17 protein-coding genes and 1 tRNA gene are annotated in these 22,286 nt (G+C 58.8%); 15 read left to right on the forward strand and 3 right to left on the reverse strand.

The genetic code is table 11. The features are described from left to right. Positions 1 to 217: 217 nt before the first annotated feature. From HQL56_00300 to HQL56_00330, 7 genes are all read left to right on the forward strand, one after another. A complete protein-coding gene (locus HQL56_00300) occupies positions 218 to 715 on the forward strand; it encodes a hypothetical protein (protein ID MBF0307954.1) in 498 nt (165 codons plus the stop codon). Then, positions 712 to 2,145, forward strand: coding sequence for a hypothetical protein (locus HQL56_00305; GenBank protein MBF0307955.1), 1,434 nt, complete (start codon positions 712 to 714; stop codon positions 2,143 to 2,145). Before HQL56_00300 ends, HQL56_00305 begins: the two co-directional genes overlap by 4 nt. Next, entirely contained in the window at positions 2,142 to 2,951 is an 810-nt protein-coding gene (locus HQL56_00310) for a hypothetical protein (GenBank protein MBF0307956.1), read from the forward strand. Before HQL56_00305 ends, HQL56_00310 begins: the two co-directional genes overlap by 4 nt. 200 nt (positions 2,952 to 3,151) lie before the next feature. Continuing rightward, entirely contained in the window at positions 3,152 to 5,530 is a 2,379-nt protein-coding gene (locus HQL56_00315; protein ID MBF0307957.1) for a hypothetical protein, read from the forward strand. Positions 5,531 to 5,601: 71 nt separating this feature from the next. After that, positions 5,602 to 8,727, forward strand: a complete 3,126-nt coding sequence (locus tag HQL56_00320; GenBank protein MBF0307958.1) for an SEL1-like repeat protein — start codon at positions 5,602 to 5,604, stop codon at positions 8,725 to 8,727. A 7-nt stretch (positions 8,728 to 8,734) separates the two neighbouring features. Next, positions 8,735 to 9,640 carry an ROK family protein gene (locus HQL56_00325; protein MBF0307959.1) on the forward strand — a complete coding sequence of 302 codons (906 nt, stop codon included), beginning with the start codon at positions 8,735 to 8,737 and terminating at the stop codon, positions 9,638 to 9,640. A 210-nt stretch (positions 9,641 to 9,850) separates the two neighbouring features. Further along, entirely contained in the window at positions 9,851 to 10,603 is a 753-nt protein-coding gene (locus HQL56_00330; protein ID MBF0307960.1) for an MBL fold metallo-hydrolase, read from the forward strand. 29 nt (positions 10,604 to 10,632) lie between these two features. On the opposite strand, the gene HQL56_00335 is transcribed toward HQL56_00330, so the two are convergent. Continuing rightward, positions 10,633 to 10,706: transfer RNA gene (locus HQL56_00335), tRNA-Gln, on the reverse strand. 195 nt (positions 10,707 to 10,901) lie between these two features. On the opposite strand from HQL56_00335, the gene HQL56_00340 reads away from it, so the two are divergent. Together HQL56_00340 and HQL56_00345 are read left to right on the forward strand one after the other, a co-directional pair. Continuing rightward, positions 10,902 to 11,930, forward strand: coding sequence for an inorganic phosphate transporter (locus HQL56_00340; protein ID MBF0307961.1), 1,029 nt, complete (start codon positions 10,902 to 10,904; stop codon positions 11,928 to 11,930). 40 nt (positions 11,931 to 11,970) lie between these two features. Then, positions 11,971 to 12,429 (forward strand): FKBP-type peptidyl-prolyl cis-trans isomerase, encoded by a 459-nt coding sequence (locus HQL56_00345; GenBank protein ID MBF0307962.1) that lies wholly within the window; start codon positions 11,971 to 11,973, stop codon positions 12,427 to 12,429. A gap of 187 nt (positions 12,430 to 12,616) precedes the next feature. On the opposite strand, the gene HQL56_00350 is transcribed toward HQL56_00345, so the two are convergent. Continuing rightward, a complete protein-coding gene (locus HQL56_00350; GenBank protein ID MBF0307963.1) occupies positions 12,617 to 13,504 on the reverse strand; it encodes a diguanylate cyclase in 888 nt (295 codons plus the stop codon). Position 13,505: 1 nt separating this feature from the next. Next, positions 13,506 to 15,986: a CHASE domain-containing protein gene (locus HQL56_00355; GenBank protein ID MBF0307964.1), complete on the reverse strand. Its 2,481-nt coding sequence runs from the start codon at positions 15,984 to 15,986 to the stop codon at positions 13,506 to 13,508. Between the two features lie 391 nt (positions 15,987 to 16,377). Between HQL56_00355 and HQL56_00360 the strand changes: the two genes are divergently transcribed. Genes HQL56_00360 through HQL56_00385 form a run of 6 tightly spaced genes read left to right on the forward strand, consistent with a single transcriptional unit; the run spans position 16,378 to position 22,235 of the window. Further along, positions 16,378 to 16,767 (forward strand): EF-hand domain-containing protein, encoded by a 390-nt coding sequence (locus tag HQL56_00360; protein MBF0307965.1) that lies wholly within the window; start codon positions 16,378 to 16,380, stop codon positions 16,765 to 16,767. Between the two features lie 58 nt (positions 16,768 to 16,825). Next, entirely contained in the window at positions 16,826 to 17,389 is a 564-nt protein-coding gene (locus HQL56_00365; protein MBF0307966.1) for a sigma-70 family RNA polymerase sigma factor, read from the forward strand. A 2-nt stretch (positions 17,390 to 17,391) separates the two neighbouring features. Next, positions 17,392 to 17,742, forward strand: coding sequence for a hypothetical protein (locus HQL56_00370; GenBank protein MBF0307967.1), 351 nt, complete (start codon positions 17,392 to 17,394; stop codon positions 17,740 to 17,742). Further along, positions 17,732 to 18,232 (forward strand): periplasmic heavy metal sensor, encoded by a 501-nt coding sequence (locus HQL56_00375; protein MBF0307968.1) that lies wholly within the window; start codon positions 17,732 to 17,734, stop codon positions 18,230 to 18,232. Before HQL56_00370 ends, HQL56_00375 begins: the two co-directional genes overlap by 11 nt. Then, the gene (locus tag HQL56_00380) at positions 18,229 to 20,343 is read left to right on the forward strand and encodes an acetate--CoA ligase family protein (GenBank protein ID MBF0307969.1); all 2,115 of its coding nucleotides are present in this window, start codon (positions 18,229 to 18,231) and stop codon (positions 20,341 to 20,343) included. Before HQL56_00375 ends, HQL56_00380 begins: the two co-directional genes overlap by 4 nt. Beyond that, on the forward strand, positions 20,340 to 22,235 hold the full coding sequence (locus HQL56_00385; GenBank protein MBF0307970.1) for a GNAT family N-acetyltransferase: 1,896 nt from the start codon (positions 20,340 to 20,342) through the stop codon (positions 22,233 to 22,235). Before HQL56_00380 ends, HQL56_00385 begins: the two co-directional genes overlap by 4 nt. Positions 22,236 to 22,286: the final 51 nt, after the last annotated feature.

The raw sequence follows: 22,286 nt of genomic DNA on the forward strand, positions 1-22,286 counted from the left end.
AGTGGGTGAAGAAGGTCAATGGTTTGCGATTCCCCTGCTTTCGGGGCGGGGAACAAGAGGGCAAGGAGGTGGGAAAAAATTCACAAGCGCTTCGGTTGATCTTGATCACTGATCGAGGTAAAGTCATGCTCCATTGTAAAAAGTGCCGGATACCCGCGACGAGAGGTAGATCCATGCGGTTGAGCGGTTGCCATGGTGATAGGGGGATGGTCTTGTCATGAAGATTTTATACCGGTTCCTGCTGCTGGTGCTGGCGGTGGTCGCTGGGGGGCTGATGCCCTTCCAGATGACGGATGGCGTCTCTGCTTACACCCGTTATCAAGAGGCGAAGAAGAAGCTGGAAGAATCACGGCGGATTCAAAGCGAAATGGCAGGGTATCGCAAGCGGGTGGAGGTCTACGGGGCCTTCTCCGAGCAGGTGCGCCAGTATTTGCAATCGGCACGTTCGGCAGGGGTGGATCCCGTGCATTGGAGCACCTACGCCGTGGATATTCGCGATCAGGCGATGAGTGTCGCTCAGATGCGGACGATTTTGGACAACGCCCGGCATGGTGGGAACTACTACTTCCAGCCGGTCACCTTCAGCATGGTGTCCCCCACCCTCCAGGGCATGGATCCGAAACAGGCTGCCGCCCTGCAGAAGGCGGTACAGGGCGAAGTGGGTAACTCCGTGGTGGTCAATCTCAAAGGCTCCTATCTGGTGTATCGCAAATGAACAAATCGTTCCAGGATCACCTCCTCCTCGAATTGGACGGCAAGTCTTATCTCGTCGGTCGTCGCAAGGCCATACCCGTGGAGGATCTGTCACTGATCCATGGCGACAAATGGTTCGTGACGGATTTTCAGGGGTGCCCACCGCGAACCATGGTGGTGGATGCCCCGGTGCGCTACGCCGAGGTCGTGCTGCGACGCAAATTGCAGGATATCGGTGAAGCGGGCGCCTCCGCCAATGTTTTGACCCAGTGGAAACGTTCTCGGGGGCGGGGGACGACCGATATCGCCTACACCGTCGTGGAGCAGGAGCGTTTCGGTCCCTATCTGGACCGGGTGTATACGGATGCAAGCCACCACTTGGTCTTCTCGACCAACGCCATCCTCTACGGAATCCTGCGTCGACTGGGACGGACCGAAAATCTGGCCGTGCTTTTCGAACACGATCGCCATGTCGACCTGATGGTTGGACGGAGCGGGAAGGTTTACGGGGCCAACCGGCTCTCTTCCTATTCCACCGACGAGGAAGCCCGGGCAACTCTTTCCCATTCGGCGGCGGACGAGATTCGCGGCATCATGAGCCGGAACAAGATCAAAGTCGACCGGTTGGTCTATTTCAACTGGTGGCCCTTCAAGGAAAAGAAGGAGTCAACCACCACCTCTGTCTCCCTTTCCGGTTTCGGTGACACCGATTCGGCCAAGGACAACACCCAGAGCGGCTGGGCGGACACTTCCAAATCTCAGGATGTGGAAGAGGCTGCCTTGCTCGCTCCCGCCTGGGTCGTCAACCTCTCCGAAACGGTCGGCATTCCCCACCAGTTCCTCAAGGGGCAACGTCTGGATGTCGAGGAAGGCGAGGCCGTCATGACCTCCCTTCCCTCCGCCATGCGCTATCTTGAAGATTCCGACAGCGTCTCCGGCTGGATGAATATCGCCAGCTATCGTACCCAGCACATGATTCTTCCGATTCTGGCGGTGGCTTGGGTGCTGGTGACCATCCTGTTCTTCGGTCAGGCCTGGCTCAACAACGAAGCCGACGCCATGACCGCCGAATACGACAAGAGCGCCCGCGAAATCGCGGTGTTGGAATCGGTCAAGGCAGTGGGCAAGGAAGAGTTGGATGTGGTGGCCTTCTCCAAGCGACTGAGCGAAATTCGGGAAATTCCTCCCATCGGGCGGATTCTTTCCGATTTGACCAGTGCTCGTGAAGGGCGCATGTTCTTGGACAAGGTGGAGGTTTCGTTCGCCAATATGACCATGCCTACGGTTGAAGTTGTGGGGCGTGTCGTCGGTGGTTTTGACGAAACCAGCATGCACCACGGCAAGTTCCTCGCGAATCTTCGGGGGATGAAGTACGAAGTTGAGAAAAGCAACTTTGGTACAAACATACAGGAACTGAGTTTTCAATTGACGCTGAAGCGGAGTCCATCGTGAAACAAAAATATCTTGGACTTGTTTCGGTCTCGGTTTTGGGGCTGGGCATGGCGGGTATGATTGCCGTCAGCGGAGCAGACCTGGTTCCTCTCCTGATCGCCTTCCAAAAAAAGGCGGCACAGTCGGGAGTCGTGACAGGTTCGGCGCCGGGGGACCTTGCCAAAAAAATTCCCGCGATCGACCCGGTGGTGCAGGAGAGCATCCTGAAGTTGGCTCCCAATCTGTTGAGCTTGCGCAGTCCGAGCAAAAGCAGTCTGGGTGATATCAAACTGCAGATGCTTGGCTATTCATCCGAAGCGGTGACAATGGACGAGGTAGCCATCAATACCCCGTCGGAGAGTTTTGATCGTCTGGTCATCACCATGGCTTTCGTATCCGGCGACAAGAAGTATGTCGTGCTGGATGGGCGCTTCTATCAGGAAGGCGACCAGATCGGGGAGTCCGGGGCCAGCATTCGCACCATCACGCCCGAGAAGGTGCTGCTGGCCGGTCGGGAAGTAAGGCAATGGATCAAGGTGCAGAATCCCATGGCCGAAGCCCCCAAAGGCAAGGCTGATAACTTGCAGAACGTCGATCCGGAACTGTTGCGTCAGCAACAGGCCGCCGCCGCCGCGCGGAATGCCACTCCTCAGCAGGGGGTTCCCAATCTGGGAGCGGGGGCTTTGGGGGGGCTCGGTGGCCTGGTGGGTTTGTCGAATGCCATGGGTGCGGCTGCCGGTGGTCAGGCGGCTCCTGCAGGAGGCAATCCCAAGGATGCCTTCCAGGGCCTGGGCACCATGATGAACCAGTTGCGTAGCGGGCAGTAGCGTTCCGACGATATTGATCTGAGCGGCTTTCTGAACAGGGCTCGAATGGCCCAGTTCCGGAAGCCGGCAGATCAACCGGAACCGCCTGCCGGGATGGCCGGGAGGTTCCGCTCCGAGGAAGAGTCGAGCGTCAATACAGATCGGCAGGTGGGGAGAAAACCGCGATCGGGCATTGGTTTCCGTTGAGTGGGGTTTGAAACATGGAACCAGTCCAGTTGCCTGCCAGATCCAGCCTACCCGTATCCGGCGACGATCTTCAGGAGAGGGAGTGGGTCAAACCGGGGGCCTGTCCCCTTGGTTTTGATGAAAAAGGGGCCCTCTGGCATCCGGATGATGTTGTTGAGTTGGCCTCTCGTGGTGAATGGAAGCGCCGGGGCCGTCACGTTCTCCACCATGCGGTCCCTCTCTTCAGCCCCTCCGATGTTGCCCGCCAAACGCCTTTGATTGCCGCGTGCGAAACCCTGGATGAAGCGGAATACCGGGTCTATCGTCTGCACCGGTTGGGAATCAAGACGGATCGGTGGCACAAAGCCATCCAGCGGTTGAAGTCCCATCTGTCTCGCGTGATGACCTCTCTCCAGGATATCCGACAGGTTGCCGCAACCCAGTCTGCCGTCGAAGCGGTGCTGCAAACCCGTGAGCGGCTGGCCCGGGAGGCAACGCAGCTCCGCCAGGAGGCCGCCTCGATCGGGGAGCCGCAGGCCTTTGTCCCCGAGGAATCCGAGTCCATAGGGGTTGACCGGCTGCTGTTACGTTTTCGTGAAGCCCGACTAGCCTCCGTTCTGAGCGAAAACAGCCTGGAGAACGACGAAATCGTCGTGGCCGCGGATCGGGAACTCGGGCTTCAAGAGGAACGGGATGCCCGCCTTCTGGGCTATTGGGAGTATTATGGCCGCTTCACTCGTTTGTACGAGAGCGGCCAGTTGGAAAAACGGGCGACCGAAGTCACCGGCGTCCGCTCCTTTCATTCACTCTTCCCGGCACGGGAACGACAACGGCATTTTCATCTGTTTCTGGGGCCCACCAATTCGGGAAAAACCTATCAAGCCCTGCAAAAACTGATTTCGGCCCGTAACGGCATTTATCTGGCTCCGTTGCGACTGCTGGCCCAGGAGGTTGCGGCGACCCTCAACGAGTGGGGCTTCCCCTGCGACATGATTACCGGGGAGGAGCAGATTCGCATGGAGGGTGCCCGTCATGTGGCTTCAACCATCGAAATGTTGCCATTGCATCGCTCCTTCGAGGTGTGTGTCATCGATGAAGCGCAGATGCTGGGGGACAGTCAGCGCGGCTGGGCCTGGACCCAGGCCATACTGGGCGTTCAGGCCGATCTGGTCTGTGTCGTCGGGGCGCCCGAATCGCGTCCTGTGCTGATGAAGTTGCTCGCCCTGACCGGTGAGACCTGGCAGGAGACCCTTCTGGAAAGAATGGTGCCTTTGGAAGTGCTGCCCCATCCGGTGGCCACGTTCGCCGAGTTGCAGCCGGGAACGGCTCTGGTAGCCTTTTCCCGTTCCGCCGTACTGGATTTGAAACGGCGTATCGAAGCCAACACCCGGCGCCAGACCGCAGTGGTCTACGGCGCCTTGCCTCCCGAGGTCAGGCGGGAGCAGGCGCGGCTTTTCGCCAGTGGCGAAGCCTCGTTTCTGGCCTCGACGGACGCCATCGGCATGGGTTTGAATCTGCCGATACGCACCCTGTTGTTTGCCCAGGATCGCAAGTTCATCGATCGTCAGGAGGTTCCCCTGACAGCGATGGAGATCCGGCAGATAGCCGGTCGGGCCGGTCGGTTCGGCAAAAACGAAGTGGGTTTCGTCGGCACCTTTCATCTGCCGGTGGAGCCTATTCGCAAGGGTCTGCAAGCCAATCCCCCTCCGATTTCGCTGGCGCCCATGGCGCCCAATCTGGAACAGCTTCTGGCCTTGGCCGATGTGGAGGATCGCAAGGATCCCAGTCTGGCGCGGTTGTTGACCCTGTTTGTCCGCACGGTGCGACCGGACCCGGAGGTCTACCGCCTGTCCGATCTGGACGATCAGATTGCCCTGGCCCGGATGACCGACCGTTACCGGCAGCTCGATCTGTCGATTCGTTTCACGCTGTCGGCGGCGCCGGTTTCCCTGCGCAGCCTGGAAGCTGTCAGGGCTTTTCAAACCATGGTTCAAAGTGTGGCCCGGGGTAAACATCTGGCCTTGGAGGAGGTATTGCCCCGGGCTCTGCCGGGACCGGGTGAAATGCGTGGACTGGACCACCTGGAAGAGTCCATGCGTGTGGTGAACCTTTACTCCTGGTTACACTATCGGTTCAGTGACACCTTTCCGGAACTGGAGGAGGCGGCGTGGCTCCGGAAAGAGATCAACGGGGGTATACTGCAGCGCCTGAAGCGTATGCGTTCCTCCGAGGCTTCCGGCAAGCCGGGAGGGGCCCGTTTCGGGGGATCGGGAAGCGGTGGGGGAAGAACGGAGGGAAAAGCTCGGCCCAAAGGGGCAGCCGAATCGGGTTCTCCGAAGGAGGCGACCTTCCGCCCCGGGCGCGCTCGGGGCAAAAACGGCTTTCGTACCCGCAGGACGCCGGGTTGTTCCTGAAGAAAGCAATCTGCTAATATGCCCGTTCAAAAGAGACAATCAGCGAGGCTTTCCGGAAGGGTGGTCGAATCATGAGTGGCAAGGATCGGGAAACGGGCTTGGGTGGTGGTGCTGGTGGAAACCGGAACACCGGTGATGACGATGCCGTGACCATCCTGGGTAGTGGCTTGCGCCTGGTGCCGGCGGATGAACCCGACAAGAGCGGGATTGCCGAGGAGGAGGATGCACCGACGGTGCTGGGCCTTCTTGTCACGCCGCCACCTTCACCGGTGGACGACGAGGATGCCCCGACGGTGCTGGGCCTTCCTGTCATGCCGCCTCCTTCCTCGGTGGACGACGAGGATACCCCGACGGTGTTGAGCCGTCCGGTCCATACCGGGGGTGTCCGCTATGATCTGTCGGACTCTGGCCGGGGAAGTGCGCCTCAGGAAGAAGACGATGCAGCGACGGTGATGGCGGTCGTTCCTCCTGCAGCGCCCACCACCCGGCCAAAGGCCGTGGTCGACGAGGCGGCTACGGTATTGGCAGTTTCGCTACCTGGCGGGGGGAATGAGGCGACTCTCCTGGCAACAGGTGAAGCAACCACCGAATCGGAGAAGACCTCCGCCACGGATGACACCGACGGTTCGGTTTTGAAACCGGCGGTGGTGGAGCATCCGGCGGACGCTTTGCCCATCGGACAGATGCTGTTGTGGTACAAGATCGTCAAGGTGCTGGGCCAGGGTGGTTTTGGTATGACCTACAAGGCCCACGATACGCGACTCGACAATTATGTCGCCTTGAAGGAGTTCCTTCCGACCCAGTTGGCCAGCCGGCGGCCCGACAAAACGATTCAGGCAAAATCGTCGGAGGCCGAACCTCTGTTCATCAAAGGGCGGCAGCGCTTTCTTGACGAAGCCCGGACTCTGGCCAAGTTCAAACATCCCTCCCTGGTTCGGGTGACCACCTTCTTCGAAGAGTACAATACCGCCTACATGGCGATGGAGTTCGAGGACGGTGAATCGTTGGCCGCCTTGCTGAAAGCCAAGAAGACCCTGGACGAAAAGGAGTTGCTGGGGGTCATGATGCCCCTGATGCAGGGTATTCAGGTTTTGCACGAAGCCCAGTATATCCATCGGGACATCAAGCCGGATAATATCTTCATTCGGGCCAAGGACAACACCCCCGTGTTGTTGGACTTTGGTTCGGCCCGCAGGGCATCCGGGGAGGATGGCGGCCACATGACGGCCATGTTGACTCCCAACTACGCGCCGATGGAGCAGTATTTCGAGGATGCCAGCCGCCAGGGCCCCTGGACCGATATCTATGCCCTGGGTGCGGTGATGTATCGCTGTATCAGCGGACGCAAGCCCATCGGGGCGCCGCAACGCAGCAATGCCTTGATGCGGCAGCAGCCCGATCCCTTGAAGCCCGCATTGGAAATTGGACAGGGTCATTATTCCGAAGCGGTTCTCAAGGCTATTGATCTGGCCTTGCGGGTCATCGAGACGGAACGTCCCAAATCGATTCCGGACTGGTTGAAGGCGGTCCAATCGGAGAAGGGGGGCGAGGACAGCGACCTGATCTCCATGCTGGAGACGGCGGCGGGTGCCAAGACCACCCCACCGCAACGCATCGCGGTACTGGCGACGGGGGCGGTGGCCATTCTCGGCGCGGGTCTGTTTCTGTGGAACACCCTGGCGGTCAAACTGCCTTCCCCCGAGGAGGTGGCCCGCGAGAAGGCGGCTGTGGAGTTCAAAAGCCTTCAGGAAAAGAGCATCCAGGGAGACGGTCAGGCCATGCTGGATCTGGCTGGTCGTTATCAGGAAGGTCGGGGTGTGGCCCAGGATCCCTTTCAGAGTCTGGAGTGGTACACCAAAGCGGCCCAGAAGGGCATGCAAGAGGCACAGTATCGTCTGGGTCTGATCTACCTTCAGGGGTTGGGAACACCGCGCAGCTCCGTCAAGGCGGTGGAGTGGTTTCAGGCTGCGGCCAAACAGGGACATGTCGAAAGCATGTTTCAGCTTGGCAAGGCGCTGGAAATGGGGGCCGGCGTCAAGGTGGACAACAAGGCGGCCCTGGATTGGCATCAGAAGGCTGCCGAGCTGGGCCATGTCGAGGCGGGGTACCGTATTGGCGTGGCCATGGAGCAGGGGCAGTTGATGCCTCAGGATCTCAAGGGCGCCTTCGATCGATTCGTCAAGGCGGCGGAGAAGGGTGTGCCCGAAGCCCAGTATCGCCTGGGCAGCATGTTTCGGGACGGGCGCGGGATTGAAGCCGATGCCGCCAATGCCACCCGCTATTTCCGTCGGGCCGCTGCCCAGGGGCACATGGAATCCCAGTTCATCCTGGCGCAACGCCTTTTCAAGGGTGAAGGCGGCAAAGCGGACCATATCGAGGCGGCGGATTGGTTGCGCAAGGCGGCTGAGTCCGGCCATGCGGAGGCCCAGTTCGATTTGGGCCGTGCCTATGAAAAGGGTGATGGCGTTCCTCTGGATGGCATGGCGGCATTGAAGTGGTATTCCACGGCGGCTGAAAAAGGGTTTCTGAACGCCCAGTTGATGCTTGCCGGAAAGTTTTTGTATGGGGACGGTGTTCCGGAAGACCACAAATCGGCTGCCAAATGGTTTCAAAAGGCGGCGGAGCAGGGCAACGCCATTGCCCAAACCAACCTGGCCAAGCTCTATCGACTGGGGCTTGGCGTGGATGTCGATTACCACAATGCCTTGCGCTGGTTTTTGGAAGCCGCCAAGCAGGGTAATGCCGAGGCCCAGAACAGTCTGGGTTCCATGCTGGAGAATGGTCAAGGGGTGGACCAGGATCTGAAATCCTCCTTCATGTGGTATCAGAAGGCGGCGGACCAGGGTGAATCCAGCGCCATGTACAATCTGGGCTGGATGTACGAGGAGGGGCGCGGAGTCGATCGCAATATTCAGGAGGCGGCGAAATGGTACGCCAGGGCGGCCTCCAAAGGCCATTCCCGGGCCCAAAACAGCCTGGGATGGATGTATGAGGAGGGGAGGGGGGTACGCAAGAGTCAGTTGAAGGCCTATTTCTGGTACTCCCTTTCGGCGGTACAGGGAGACAAGGATGCCTTGAAAAATCTGCAGATGCTGAGTCGCCAACTGACCAAGGAGCAGATTCGTCAGGTGCAGGAAGAGGCGCGTATCTGGCTGGAGAAGCAGGGCAGTGGTGTTGAGGTCAAGTTGGACGAGTAGGCGGGTCATGACCTGCGACTATCGTTTGGGCATTGATCTGGGCGGCACCAAGATCGAGGGGTGTGTTCTGGATGGGGCTGGGAAGATGGTCGCCCGGCGGCGTGTGCCCACGCCTCAGGGCCAATATCGGCAGACGGTTGAGACGATTGCCTCGCTTGTTTTCGCATTGGAGGAGGAGAGTGGTCATTCGGGGCTTCCGGTGGGGGTGGGGACTCCGGGCGCTTTGATACCGGGTAGCGGGATTCTGAAAAACGCCAATTCGGTTTGTCTGATCGGTCAACCGCTGGGGGCGGATTTGGCATCGGTTCTGGGACGACCCGTGCGTCTGGCCAATGATGCCGATTGTTTTGCTCTGTCGGAAGCGGTGGACGGGGCGGGTCGTGGGTACGACACTCTGTTCGGTGTCATTTTGGGGACAGGTGTGGGAGGGGGGATCGTTATCGGCGGGCGGTTGCTGCAGGGGCCCAACGCCATTGCCGGGGAATGGGGGCATAATCCGTTGCCCTGGCCGCGTGAGGACGAGCTTCCGGGACCGGCTTGTTACTGTGGTCGGCGGGGCTGTGTCGAAACGTTTTTGTCCGGTCACGGTTTGGCTGCCTGGTGGCGGGTTCGAGGGGGAGCGCCCTGTTCTGCCGAAGAGATTGCCGCTCTGCACCATCGGGACTCCCTGGCGGACCATTGTCTGCAAGCCTACTGCGACCGACTGGCCCGTGCCTTGTCCGTGGTCATCAATATACTCGATCCCCATGTCATTGTCCTGGGAGGGGGGCTTTCCCGGATGACGTTCCTTTATGATCTGGTTCCGGCTTTGTGGTCCCGGTATGTCTTTTCTAATTCCGTGCTGACGGCGTTGCTGCCGGCACGCTTCGGGGATGCCAGCGGGGTCAGGGGGGCGGCCCGGCTGTGGCCATGAAGTTGTCTTTTGACGTTTAATATTTAGTCTTTAAAAAATCAAAAAAAGAAAATGTTCTGTCCTTTGACTTTTTTGTACTTTAATAATATCTTTTAAAGAAAAGTCAAAGGACAGAACATTTTCTTTTTTTGATTTTTTAAAGGATTAAAATATTAAAAAGAATTCCCCAATCTGGTGGTATCGTCTCCTTCGACGAAACGGAAAAAGGCCATGCGGTTAACCGTGTTGGGCAGTGGCACCGGGATTCCCTCGGCACGACGCAACGCGCCGGGCTACCTTCTGGAAACAGGGGGGGGCCAAACAGTGCTGCTGGATTGCGGATCCGGCACTCTGCGCCAGATGGAACGGTTCGGCCACTCTTTCGCCACCTTGGCCGGGGTTTGCATCACCCATCAGCATCCGGATCATATCGGCGATCTGGTCTCCTTGCTGCACGCCTGCCGCTTGCCGGGGCTGCAACGCCGGGAACCGTTGCCCATCTACGGTCCCGCCGGTTTCGGCCGGTTTTATGAACAGTTCATCCTGCCGGTATCCGGACTGCCTTCCCAGTTCGAGGTCCGGATGCAGGAGACCCACCAACCTTTCGAACTGGGCGGCATGCAGGTTCGCTTCGCGCCGACGGTTCATTCGGAGCGATTTGCCAGTCAGGGCTATCGCTTCGAGGCGGACGGCCGGGTTGTGGTCTGTTCCGGGGATTGCGATTGGGGGGAGGCGATTCTGGAGTTGGCAAAAGGGGCGGATCTGCTGGTTCTGGATTGCTCGACTCTGCAGGCCAACAAGGCTCCGGGACATCTTTCCGCCTTGCAATGCGGTCTGCTGGCGCAACAGGCTGGAGTGGCCAGGGTTCTGCTCAGCCACTTCTATCCCATCGAGGGGCCCGACGAGCTGCGCCGCACCGAATGCGCCGTTTCCTACTCCGGAGAGTGCCTGCTTGCCGAAGATGGCATGGTGGTGGCGTTGTGAGGTGAACTGGGAAGCGATACCGGGAGAGTTGGCTGGCGGACTAGGACTCGAACCTAGACTAGCGGAGCCAGAGTCCGCCGTCCTGCCATTAGACGATCCGCCAACAGGTGCGCCATGATGCGCCCGCTTCATCGCCTTGTCAACGGTCACCGGAAGCGGGCAGCAATCTTTATGCGGACTTTTTCGTCGGTGGGTATGGCGATATGTAGCCGTTACCGTTATCCTCTTGACAACCGGGGCAAACACAAGACCCCGCGGCGGATGCGTCCAATCGAGGGGGAAAAACGTGACAGGAGAAATGGTGCTGATCGCCATCACGATTGTGGCGGTGCTGGGGTTTGACTTCACCAACGGTTTTCATGATGCGTCCAATATGACAGCTTCCGCCGTGGCCTGTGGGGCCATGACGCCAATCAAGGCGGTCGTTCTGGTCAGCATCTTTACCTTTGTCGGTCCCCTGTTGGGGGGAACGGCGGTAGCCAACACCATCGGCAAAATCGTGACCATCCACGATCAGGCGCCACTCTTTTCGACTACAGTCATCCTGAGTGGCATGCTCTCAGCGATTTTCTGGAATCTGTTGACCTGGTGGAAGGGGATGCCTTCCTCCTCGTCTCACGCCCTGGTGGGTGGCATGGTTGGGGCGACGGCGGTTGCCGTGGGGGGGGATCACGTCATTTGGGGGTTCGATACCCTGTTCCACGAAGGACATCTGACGGGGTTTGCCAAGGTTCTGGTTTCGTTGTTGATTTCGCCGCCCATCGGCTTTCTCATGGGATTGTTGGTGCAACGGGTCATGCTTTTTCTGCTCGGCACTCTGGCGACTCCCAGCATCAACCGTCCGTTGCGCTATTTTCAATATGTCACGACCTCCGGACTGGCTTTCGCGCATGGCACCAACGATGCCCAGAAAAGCATGGGCATCATCGCCCTGGTGCTGTTTCTGAACGGCATATCCCCGACTTTTGAAGTACCGTGGTGGGTGATGCTGGTCTGTGCCCTGGCCATAACCCTGGGCACCCTCTTCGGTGGCTGGCGAATTGCCCGGACTCTGGCTTTCGATATTTACAAACTTCGATCCGTCCATGCCCTGGATTCCCAATTGGCATCCAGCCTGGTGGTGTTGGGAGCCTCTCATTTGGGGGCGCCGGTTTCGACCACCCATGTGGTGGGTTCGACCATCATGGGGATCGGAACCGCCGAGTATCCCAAACGGGTGCGCTGGGCCATGGCCTTTGAAATCGTGGCAACCTGGATGATTACCATTCCCTGTTCGGCGTTGGTTGCGGTATTGTTCTGGTACAGTCTGGAATGGGTGGTTCGCTGAAGGAGGCAATACCGTGTTCTTGAAAACCCTGGCAACCGTAATGGGGAATTTTTTCCGGGGGCGCTCGCTGCCGGCTCATAATCGACGCCAGGGGGATCGCTACCGCGCGGAAAACCGGCAGCGTCCGGGGGTTGTCGAGACGGCGACGGGGCTGCAGTACGAGGTTTTGCACCAGGGCGATGGTCCCAAACCCGAGGTACTGCACCTGTTGACGGTGCATTACCGGGGCACTCTGATCAACGGTGTGGAATTCGACAGCTCCTATGGACGGGGTGTGCCTCTCGACATCCACCTTTACGAGGTTATTCCCGGATGGCGGGAAGGCATGGTCCTCATGCCGGTGGGCAGTCGCTATCGTTTCGTCATCCCTCCTGAGCTGGCTTACGGCAACCGCAAGATGGGGCTTCTGTTGGGGCCGGAGTCAACTCTTATTTTCGATGTTGAGCTGCTTAACGCCGAGAAAGAAAAGAGAAATACAGAGTGTAAACAATTAATATAATAAAAATTAAACACTGTAACTATTCAGGCCCTTGCACAGCGCGGCATGATCGTGTCAACAGCGAAAGGAAAAGTCCCAGGGCGCTGCCCTGGACCCGTCGGGGGGGATAATCCCCCCCGAACCCCCGTATACCTGAACAGATACAAAACACTTAAAACTTAGCCGAAGTGATATTGTTTTTCAATAGTTAAGGTGCAAGAGTGATGCGGTTGCGACCATTCTGTTTTGATTGATAGAGTGCGGCATCGGCCCGACTCAACAGGCTCTCTTCGCTTTCCCCTTCTGCCAGGACGGCCAAACCAAAACTGGCGGTTTTGTGGCCTACACCGACAAAAAGGTGCTGCTCGATATAGCTCCGGATTTTTTCGATATGAATCCAGGCCCCCTCTTGGTTTGATTCGGGAAGAATCAGGGCGAATTCTTCCCCGCCGTAACGGAAACAGAGATCCGATTCCCGGCTGTTTTCCCGCAAAATCTGGCCTAATTCACGCAGCACCCGGTCTCCGGTGGCATGGCCAAAAACATCGTTTACGGCTTTGAAGTGGTCCAGATCCATCATCACCAGGACCAGATCCCGTTTGTAGCGCATGGCGCGGTCACACTCCCGAACCAGGGCGGCATCGAAAGCGCGACGGTTGTTCAAACCGGTCAGCGCATCGGTTTGGGCCAGATTACGGTCTTCCACGGCTTGTCGACGTTTGCGGGCTTCGTCGACGCCCCTTTCGATCTGAACCACGAGTAGCTCGGGATCGAAGGGTTTGGTGACGTAGAGATCGATTCCGGTGCGCAACCCGGTGATCTGGTCGCTGGTGTTGCCCTTGGCGGTCAACATAATGAGGTAAATCGAGTCGTTTTTTGCGTTTTCCCGCAGGGAGCGCGCCACTTGGGGCCCCTCCATGCCCGGCATCATCCAGTCGAGGAGCATCAGCTCCGGGGTGTTTTGTTCAAGGTATTGCAGAGCGGCAGGACCATTTTCCGCCTGCACGACCGTATAACCGGCCAATTCCAGATGCAGGGCCAGCATTTGACGGATATCTGCCGAATCATCCACGATCAACACGGTACCTGGGTCCATATCACTTCTCCAAAGGGGTTGTATTCGGAGTTGAACGCGGATCGGGGGCCACGGCGGGAATTGTAAAGGAAAAGACCGTACCTTCTCCGAAACGGCTTGTCACGCTGATCTGCCCACCATGGAGTTCCACCAACTGTCGCGTGATGGTCAATCCCAGTCCGGTTCCTCCTGCTTTGCGAGTGGCGGAGCTGTCCACTTGATGGAACCGGTCGAAAACGTGATCCAATTCACCTCCCGGGATACCGCATCCGGTATCGGCAACCCGGAATTCCACAATCTTTTCGGCACTCCGGGCGGAAAGGGTGATGCTTCCCGCCTCGGTGAATTTCACGGCGTTGCCGACCAGGTTTAGCAGGATTTGGCGGAGACGGACCCTGTCGGCGTAGACCACCGCCGTTGTGGGTTCCCGGATGATGAGTAGTTTTTTCTCTGAGGCCAGGGTTTGCAGCCCGGTGGCCACCTCCTGAAGAAGCGGGTCGGCATCGAGGAGGTTGCATTGGAGTTGCAATTTTCCTGCTTCAATTTTGGAAATATCCAGCAGGTCGTTGATGAGGGTCAACAGGTGGGAGCCGTTGCGTTTCATCTCCTCGGCCATTTTCCGGATCATGGCGAAGAGTTTGCGGAGGTCGTCGAGGCTCTGCGCCCGATCTTCGAGAGAGGCGGCAATCTTTTTGGCCAGGGGGACTTTGGCATCCAGGTCAATGAGCAGCGGCAGGTAGCCCAGGATGACCGTCAGAGGGGTGCGCAGTTCATGGCTCATGACATTCAGGAAATCCGATTTCGCCTGGTTGGCCCTTTCGGCGGCCTCTTTGGCGGAGATCAGTACCTGTTCGGCTTCCTTGCGCAGGGTGATGTCTTCCTGCAGGGAGACATAGCCGGAAATCTGTCCATCCTCCTGACGAATGGGCGCAATGGCCACGGTAGCCCAATAGGTGGCGCCGTTTTTACGCCGGTTTTGCATTTCGCCCCGCCAGATCTCCCCCTTTTGCAGCAGGGACCAGAGGTGGCGGTATTCTTCTGCGTCGGTATGACCGGTTTTGAGGAAGCGTGGGTTTTTCCCCCGAACCTCTTCGGCCGGATATCCGGTAACCTCGCTGAAACGGGGATTGGTGTAAATGATGCGTCCTTCAGTATCGGCAATGATGACGACGCTTGGGCTTTGTTCCACGGCCAATGAGAGTTTGCGAATTTCCTTCAGGTTTTGTTTGTGTTCGGTCATGTCGACGATACTGCCGACAAAGAGCCAGCCCCGGCCGGAACGCGCCGCACCGACGGAGAGCCAGAGGGGGAATTGGCTGCCATCCGCTTTCAGTCCGACGACTTCCCTGTCCATTCCGATAATATGGGCCTCTTCCGTGGCGATATAACGGGAGAGGTAGCCGTCATGGGCCGAATGGTAAGGTTCAGGCATGAGCATTTTAACGTTATTACCCAGCAATTGCCGGGAGGAGTAGCCAAAAAGCTGTTCCGTGGCCGGATTGCAGGAGAGGATGCTGCCGCGTTCGTTGATGGTGATGATGGCGTGGCGCGCGATTCTTTGAACGGTGCGAAGGTGGCGTTCGCTGTTTTGCTGTGAAAACGACAGATTCTGGGATAACCCGAAGAGTAGAAGGCTGCCGATCAAACCGCCAATAAGAACGAATCGGGGTTTGTCGAAGTCGATGCTTGCTTCGAAGAGAGGTGTGCTTTTGAAATCGAGACGCCATTGGCGACCGGCTATGGAGAGGGTCTCCTGGTGGTGAAATATCGGGGGTGTTTCATAATGGAGAATTCCGTCCGAATCGAAGAGAAGGGACTCGGCGTTATCCGAATGGTCGTAGATGTGCAGATCCACGAAGGGAAACTGCGAGCCGAGAATTTTTTCAAGGAGGTCATCCATGCGAAACGGTGCATAGACGAAGCCGATAACAGCCTCTTGGCGTTGGGCGACATCCAGCAATGGAAGTCCGTTATGGTAGACGGGCAGGTAGAGAAGAACTCCGGCTTGAGGTTTCTCCCCGGTTTCCTGAACCAGCTTGACTTTTCCGGAAAGGGTGGGTTCACCACTGTCCCGAGCCTGGCTCATGGCGAGACGACGTACCGGTTCGGAGAACATGTCGTAGCCGAAGGCGCGTTGATTTCGCCAGTCGAAAGGTTCCAGGAAGAGGATCGAGGTGTAGATATCGCGGGGGCCTTCAGGCCTTGGTGTGTAGTCGGGAAAGCCCGATTCCCGAATGCGTCGTATATGGTTCTCCATTTCCGGGGGAGCGATGAAAACCGACCAGCCTACTCCTTGTATTCCCGGAAAGTTTTTTTCAAGCTGTAAATATTTGACGAAAATTCGCCAATCTTCCCGGCTGACGGAATCTTTCGTATTGAAAAGGGCGACACCACTGCGCAGAACCTGGATGTAATTGTCCATGCGGGATTTGATGGCGGAAACATGCTGTTCAACCCCGGAGTGAAACGTGTTTCGTGTATGCTCCAAGACCTCTCTACGCATCGAATCCCAGCCGTAAAATGTTGCAAGAAGGGTCATCGAGAGGAGCAGCCAGGGAAACGCGGCAGCGAAATTGATCTTTGGAAGGATTTTATTGAAATTTATTATCATCATTAGAATAAGTATCATCCACTGTGGTTGACGCTTGTCTGCGGTGGGGCGAGGGCTCCTTCCGGTTAAAGTAGACACCTGCTCAAATAAGTAGCATATGCCACGGTGGGAGGGATTTCCAGTTTCTGCAGCTGTCCAGTTTGTGGGACTACTTTTACCCCGCTTCGTATTATGCCGCGCTTTTCGAAAAAAAATGTCGCGGTTTGAGCGACGGAAAGGTACCGTTACAGCGTTTAACCCGTCAAAGGCTGCTCAATCGGACTGAACGACGGGGAGAACGACGATGAGAACTCGGATGACGGTGCTGTTGGCGGTTGCTGTCTTGGGAATGCCGGCGCTGGCAGCGGCGCAACCCTGGTGCCAGTGCGGTGGGAACGGCTGGAGACCGGTCCCCGCCCGGTCGGGTGATGCGGGCCAGACCATGCGTTCCTGGCGGGAGAGCCACTTCCATCAAATGGATGTCAACAGGGATGGTCAGGTGGACAAGGAAGAGTTGACCTCCTGGAGAGGCGCTCCCGGATGGGTGCCCCCGGTCTATACCCTTGCGGACCAGGACAAGGATGGGCGACTGAGTTTGACGGAATTTGTCACTTTCACCCCACCTGGATGGGGATACGCCCTGAATCGGGGTTGGCGAGGAAATTGTCCGCGTGGCATGGGTCGGTTCCGGTAACAGGGCTCGGGTGGCCAAGGCCTGCTCTTCCGGAGGCGAATGGAGGGAATGATCGGACATGAAGGCCGACGACGCCAGGCAACGGGAAGATGGCAGGCTGATGGAGCGCATTGCCCGGGGAGAGCCCGATGCCTGGCGGGAGATGGTGGACAAGGAGCTTTCCGGGGCCTGTTCCCTGGCCGGGCGCCTGCTGCACGATGCGGCTGAAGCGGAGGAGGTGGTTCAGGAGGCCTTTGCGGCGCTGCACGGCACGGCGCCCCACTGGCGGGAAGAAGCCTGTGTGGCCACCTGGTTGTATCGGGTGGTGCGCAATCGCTGCCTGGACCGGCTGAGGCGAACACGGGAAGAGACGGGTTTGGAGGGTTATGCGGAACAGCCCTCTTCCTGGGGCAACCCGGATGAGGCGTTGCAGGCCAAGGAGCGCCATTGTGGACTCGAAACGGCGTTGCAGGCCTTGCCGGAGAGGTGGCGTAGCGCAATTCTGCTGGTCTACCATCTTGACCGCAGCGGCGAGGAGGCCGCACAGATTCTGGGGGTGACGCCCGAGGCACTGGAATCGCTGCTGGGGCGGGCGAAGCGACGATTGAGGGAACTGCTCTGGTCCCGCAGGGGGGATCTTTAGACATGAACGGCGTAAAGCGGAGTTCCATCCCGGATGATAACCTGGCCCCGAACCCGGAAGAGGAGCTGACGCGGTTGTTGGCCACGCTGCCTCGTCGGGAACCCGGTGGGACATTGCGACGACGGATCCTCGATATCGTTCCGCAGAGTCGTGAGGATTCGGTACCGTATTGGCCTTTTCCCTCTTTCTGGCAGCCGGCCCTCTTTCTGGCAAGCTGTATGATCTTCGGGGTTGTCCTGGGATGGCAGGGTGCGGATGAGGAGGGGGTGGTCAGGGAGTCCTCCTATGAAACGGATGCCGGGTTGCTGGTCTACGGCCCGGATATTTCCGGGAGGCAATGGGATGGCGATTGACTGGCGCAAGGCCTTGATGCCGATCCTGGTGGTTTCGCTGGGAGCCAACCTGTTCCTGGGGGGGTATTTGTGGAGCAGTCGCAGCGGAAATCCGCTCTCCGCCACGGCTCATGCGGCCCCCGGTTCGCCGCTGGTGATGGGTTGGGGCAGCCTGAAGGGTTCTGCCGAGGGGTTGAAGATGGCCAGGAAGGTTTGGATCGAGAAGAAGGGGGAGGTTCATCAGGCCATGATGGCCTTGCATGAGCGGCGGGATGAGGTGCTGAAAACATTGCAGGCCCCCCTGCTGGATCGACCTCTTCTGGAGAAGAGACTGGAAGCTTTGCGCCAACAGACCCTGGTGGCCCAACAGGCCTGGCACAGTGTCCTGGTGGAGACCGCACAGGCCTTGCCGGCGACGGAACGGGGCCTGCTGGGCCTTTCCGGGGGCGGTCGGCGACACTCCGGCAGGATGTCCCTGCAGGACAACCTTGAAACGAAGGCTTTTCCATGAGTGGCGATCCCCTGTCGTTGCTGATGCAACCGCGATCCATCGCCTTGGTGGGGGCCTCTCGAACCCCCGGCAAGATTGGCCACGCCTTGTTGGCCAATTTGCTGGGGCTGGGGTTTCCGGGAACGATATACCCCATCAATCCCTATGCCGAAGAGATTCTGGGGCGGCGTTGTCACCCCTCGATTCGGGAGTGCCGCGAACCGGTCGATCTGGCCATTCTGGCGGTGCCCGCCTCATCAACCCTGGCTCTGGCCCGTGAGGCGATTCAGGCCCGTTGCCGTTCTCTGGTGGTGATTGCCGACGGTTTTCGGGAGAAGGGCGAGGAGGGGGCGGTTCTGGAAGAGGCGTTGGCCCGTCTCTGCCGGGAGCATGACGTTCCTCTCCTGGGGCCCAACTCCCTTGGTCTGATCAATGTGCATGCCCGTCTGAACGCCTCGTTTTCCATAACGGTTCCTCCTCCGGGCGGGGTGTCGATTCTTTCCCAGTCCGGGGCGGTGGCCACGGCAACCCTGGACTGGATGGCGGCCCGGGGCCTGGGTTTGGCCAAAATGATCAGCCTGGGCAATCAGGCCGATTTGACGGAGTCCGATTTTCTGGAATACCTGGCACGGGATCCGGAGACGCAGGTGATCGCCTGTTATCTGGAGGGGGTGGAAAAAGGGGAGAGCTTCCTGAAGGCGGCGGAACTGGCGGCGCAGTGCAAGCCCCTGATCATCCACAAGGTGGGGCAGAGCGGCGCCGGAAAACGGGCGGTTCAGGGCCATACCGGGGCGTGTCCGGGGGCGGAGCGGGCCTATGTAGCGGCTTGCCAGCGCGTGGGCGCGGTGCGTGTGGAAAGCCATGACGCCTGGTTGGACGCCATGGTTTGCATGGCCCGACAACCCCTGCCCGTCGGCAACCGGGTTGCCGTGGTGACCAATGCGGGCGGACCGGGGGTCATGGCGGCGGACTCCCTGGAGCAATTGGGCTTGCAGGTTCCTTCGTTTTCGGAAGAAACCTTGAGGCAACTGGCCGAAGCGTTGCCCGCCGCCTCCTTGTTGCACAATCCGCTGGACCTGATGGGCAATGCCCAACCGGAGGATTACGCCCGGGCCATGCAAATCCTCTCGACGGACGACGCGGTGGATGCCATTCTGGTCATCATGACGCCCCAGTCCATGACCCGCCCCGTGGAGACGGCCCAGGTGCTGCACCATCCCGAAGGCTGGGGCAAACCGGTGCTGGCGGTGTTCATGGGGGGCATTCGCATCATGGCGAGCTATATCGAACTCAACATCGCCAATATTCCCAATTATCCCTCTCCGGAGAGGGCGGCCCGTGCCCTGGCCGCCGCGCGCCGCTATTCCGCCTGGTTGCATCGTCCGCCTCGGGTGATCACCCACTTCCCGGTCAATCGGCGGCGGGTTCAACGGCTGCTCAACCGGTATCAGGACGGCTCCTCCAGCCGGGTGGCGGTGGCGGAGGGTCGGGAATTGCTGCAGGCCTACGGCATGGCTGTTCCGGAAGGCGGACTGGCCACCTCCCTGGATGAGGCGCTGGATTGGGTGGATCGACTTGGGTATCCCGTTGTCCTGCGCCTCAGTTCGCCGGACTTTGACGGCATCTCCGAAAACGAGTATGTGCGCAGCCACCTCTCCTCCCTGGAGGGGGTGAAGGATGCCTTCGACCTGATGGCCATGCGCTTTGCCAAACGCCATCCGCAAGGACGCTTCGACGGCATTTGCGTGGAGCGCGTGGTGGTCGGGGACCGGCAGGTGGTGATCGGCATGCGCCGGGATCCTCAGTTCGGTCCACTGCTCCTTTTCGGCCTTCGAGGCACTTTCGTGGAGGTTATGGACGGTCCGACGATTCACCTGGCTCCCGTAACGGCGGATGAAGCCATGGAGATGATGGCGGCCACCCGCATCTACCCCTTGTTGCAGGGGGGGGAGGGGGAGCCGGATGCGGTGGATCTGCGCGCCATCGCGGAGAGCTTGCAACGATTGAGTCAGCTGGCCACCGATTTTCCGGAAATTGCCAAGATCGATATCGATCCACTGGTGGTGGGACGTCCCGGATACCCTCCCCAGGCGGTGGGGCACATGATTCTGCTTGATGAGAAGAGGCATTGAACGGGGTGGAAGGTTATACGGACGAATTCGATTGGAAAAAAAGTCATGCCTCCCGATTGGCCACGCCGGAAGAGGCCGTGTCCCGCATCAAGGCCGGACAACGGGTCTTTCTGGGTACCGGAGCCGCGGTTCCGCAAACCCTGGTTCGGGCCCTGGTGGAACAACGCCGCCGTTTGGCGGATGTCGAAATCGTGCATCTGTTCACCCTGGGAGAGGCGCCCTACGCCAACCGGGAGTGGCAGGAGATCTTCAACACCAATACCTTCTTCGTGGCCGAGAACGTGCGCGCCGCCGTGCAGGGCGGATGGGGGGACTATACCCCCCTGTTGCTTTCGGATATTCCCCGGCTTTTCGCCGGAGGACACATGCCACTGGATGTGGCCATGATCCAGGTGACTCCACCGGATCAGGAGGGCGTGGTCAGTCTGGGGGTTTCGGTGGATGTGGTGCGGGCGGCGCTGGAAAATGCCGCGCTGGTCATCGCCCAGGTCAACCCCTTCATGCCGCGCACCCGAGGGGAGAGCCTGCTGCATGTTTGGGAGATCGATCTGCTGGTCGAGGCGGCGGAACCGTTGCCGGAGATGGTGTGGGCAGCTCCCGGCCCGGTGCTGCAGCAAATAGGCAGACATTTGGCATCCCTGGTGGATGATGGTTCGACGCTGCAGATCGGCATTGGCCGGGCCCCCCAGTCGGTCTTGCCGTTTCTGGCGGGCAAAAAGGATTTGGGCATCCATACCGAGATGCTCACCGATTCGGTTATCGAGTTGGTCGAGGCCGGTCGCATACCGGGTACCCGGAAAACCCACGATCCGGAGGAGATCGTGTGCAGTTTTGCCATGGGCAGTCGCCGCCTTTACGACTTTCTGCACGAAAATCCGCTTTTTTCCTTTCGCCGTACCGAGTATGTCAACGATCCGGGTCTGATTCTCCGGCAACAGCGCATGGTGGCCATCAATACGGCTTTGCAGGTCGATCTGACGGGGCAGGTGTGCGTCGACTCTCTGGGACCGCGTATCCATTCCGGTATGGGGGGCGTGGTCAATTTCAACTATGGGGCCAGCCATGCCCCGGAGGGCAAGGCCATCATCGTTCTGCCCTCCACGGCACGCAACGGCAAGGTGTCGCGCATTGTGGAAATCCTGACCCCCGGTGCCGGGGTGGCCATCCATCGGGGGTGTGTCCACTATGTGGTTTCCGAGTTCGGGGTCGCCTATCTCTTCGGTAAGAGCCTGCAGGAGCGGGCCATTGCCCTGATTGGCATCGCGCATCCCGATTTCCGGGCCCGTCTGCTCAAAAGGGCCATTCGTCTGGGGCTGTTGCGGGCGGAGATGTCGGAGGTCGAAGGGCGGATTCTGGTGGGGCCTCAGGAACTCAAAACCTCCCTGGTGTTGCAGGATGGCACGCTGGTTACCTTTCGACCGGCCCATCCGGGGGATCGCAAGGCCATCAAAGAGACCCTCTATTCCCTTTCGGAGGCTTCCATTTACAAGCGCTTCATGGCTACCCTCAAGCGGTTTCCGTTTCAGCGAATCAAGAACTTCATCTTCATTGATCATCGTCGGGATGTGGTCATGGTCGGTACGGTTCCCGAGGAGAACGGGGAGATCATCGTGGCTATCGGTGGCTATTATCTCGACCCGGAGGCCAACCGGGCGGAGGTGGCTTTTCTGGTGCGGGATGCCTGGCAAGGGCGGGGTATCGGCACCTTTTTGATGAAACATCTGGCCACGGTGGCGCGTCGCAACGGCATTCAGGGTTTGAGGGCGGAGACATTGCGGGACAATCAGTCCATGCAGGCGGTTCTGGCCAAATGCGGGTGGCCCACCACCCGGCAGGTGGAAGAAGATATCATGGTGTTTAATATTGAGTTGTTGTCCGTCGGTTCTGACTAATAATTATTTTTTTGATGCAATAATATTTATGATTATAAAAAATTGAAAAAA

This window comes from Magnetococcales bacterium (genome assembly GCA_015231925.1).
GTDB lineage: Bacteria > Pseudomonadota > Magnetococcia > Magnetococcales > JADGAQ01 > JADGAQ01.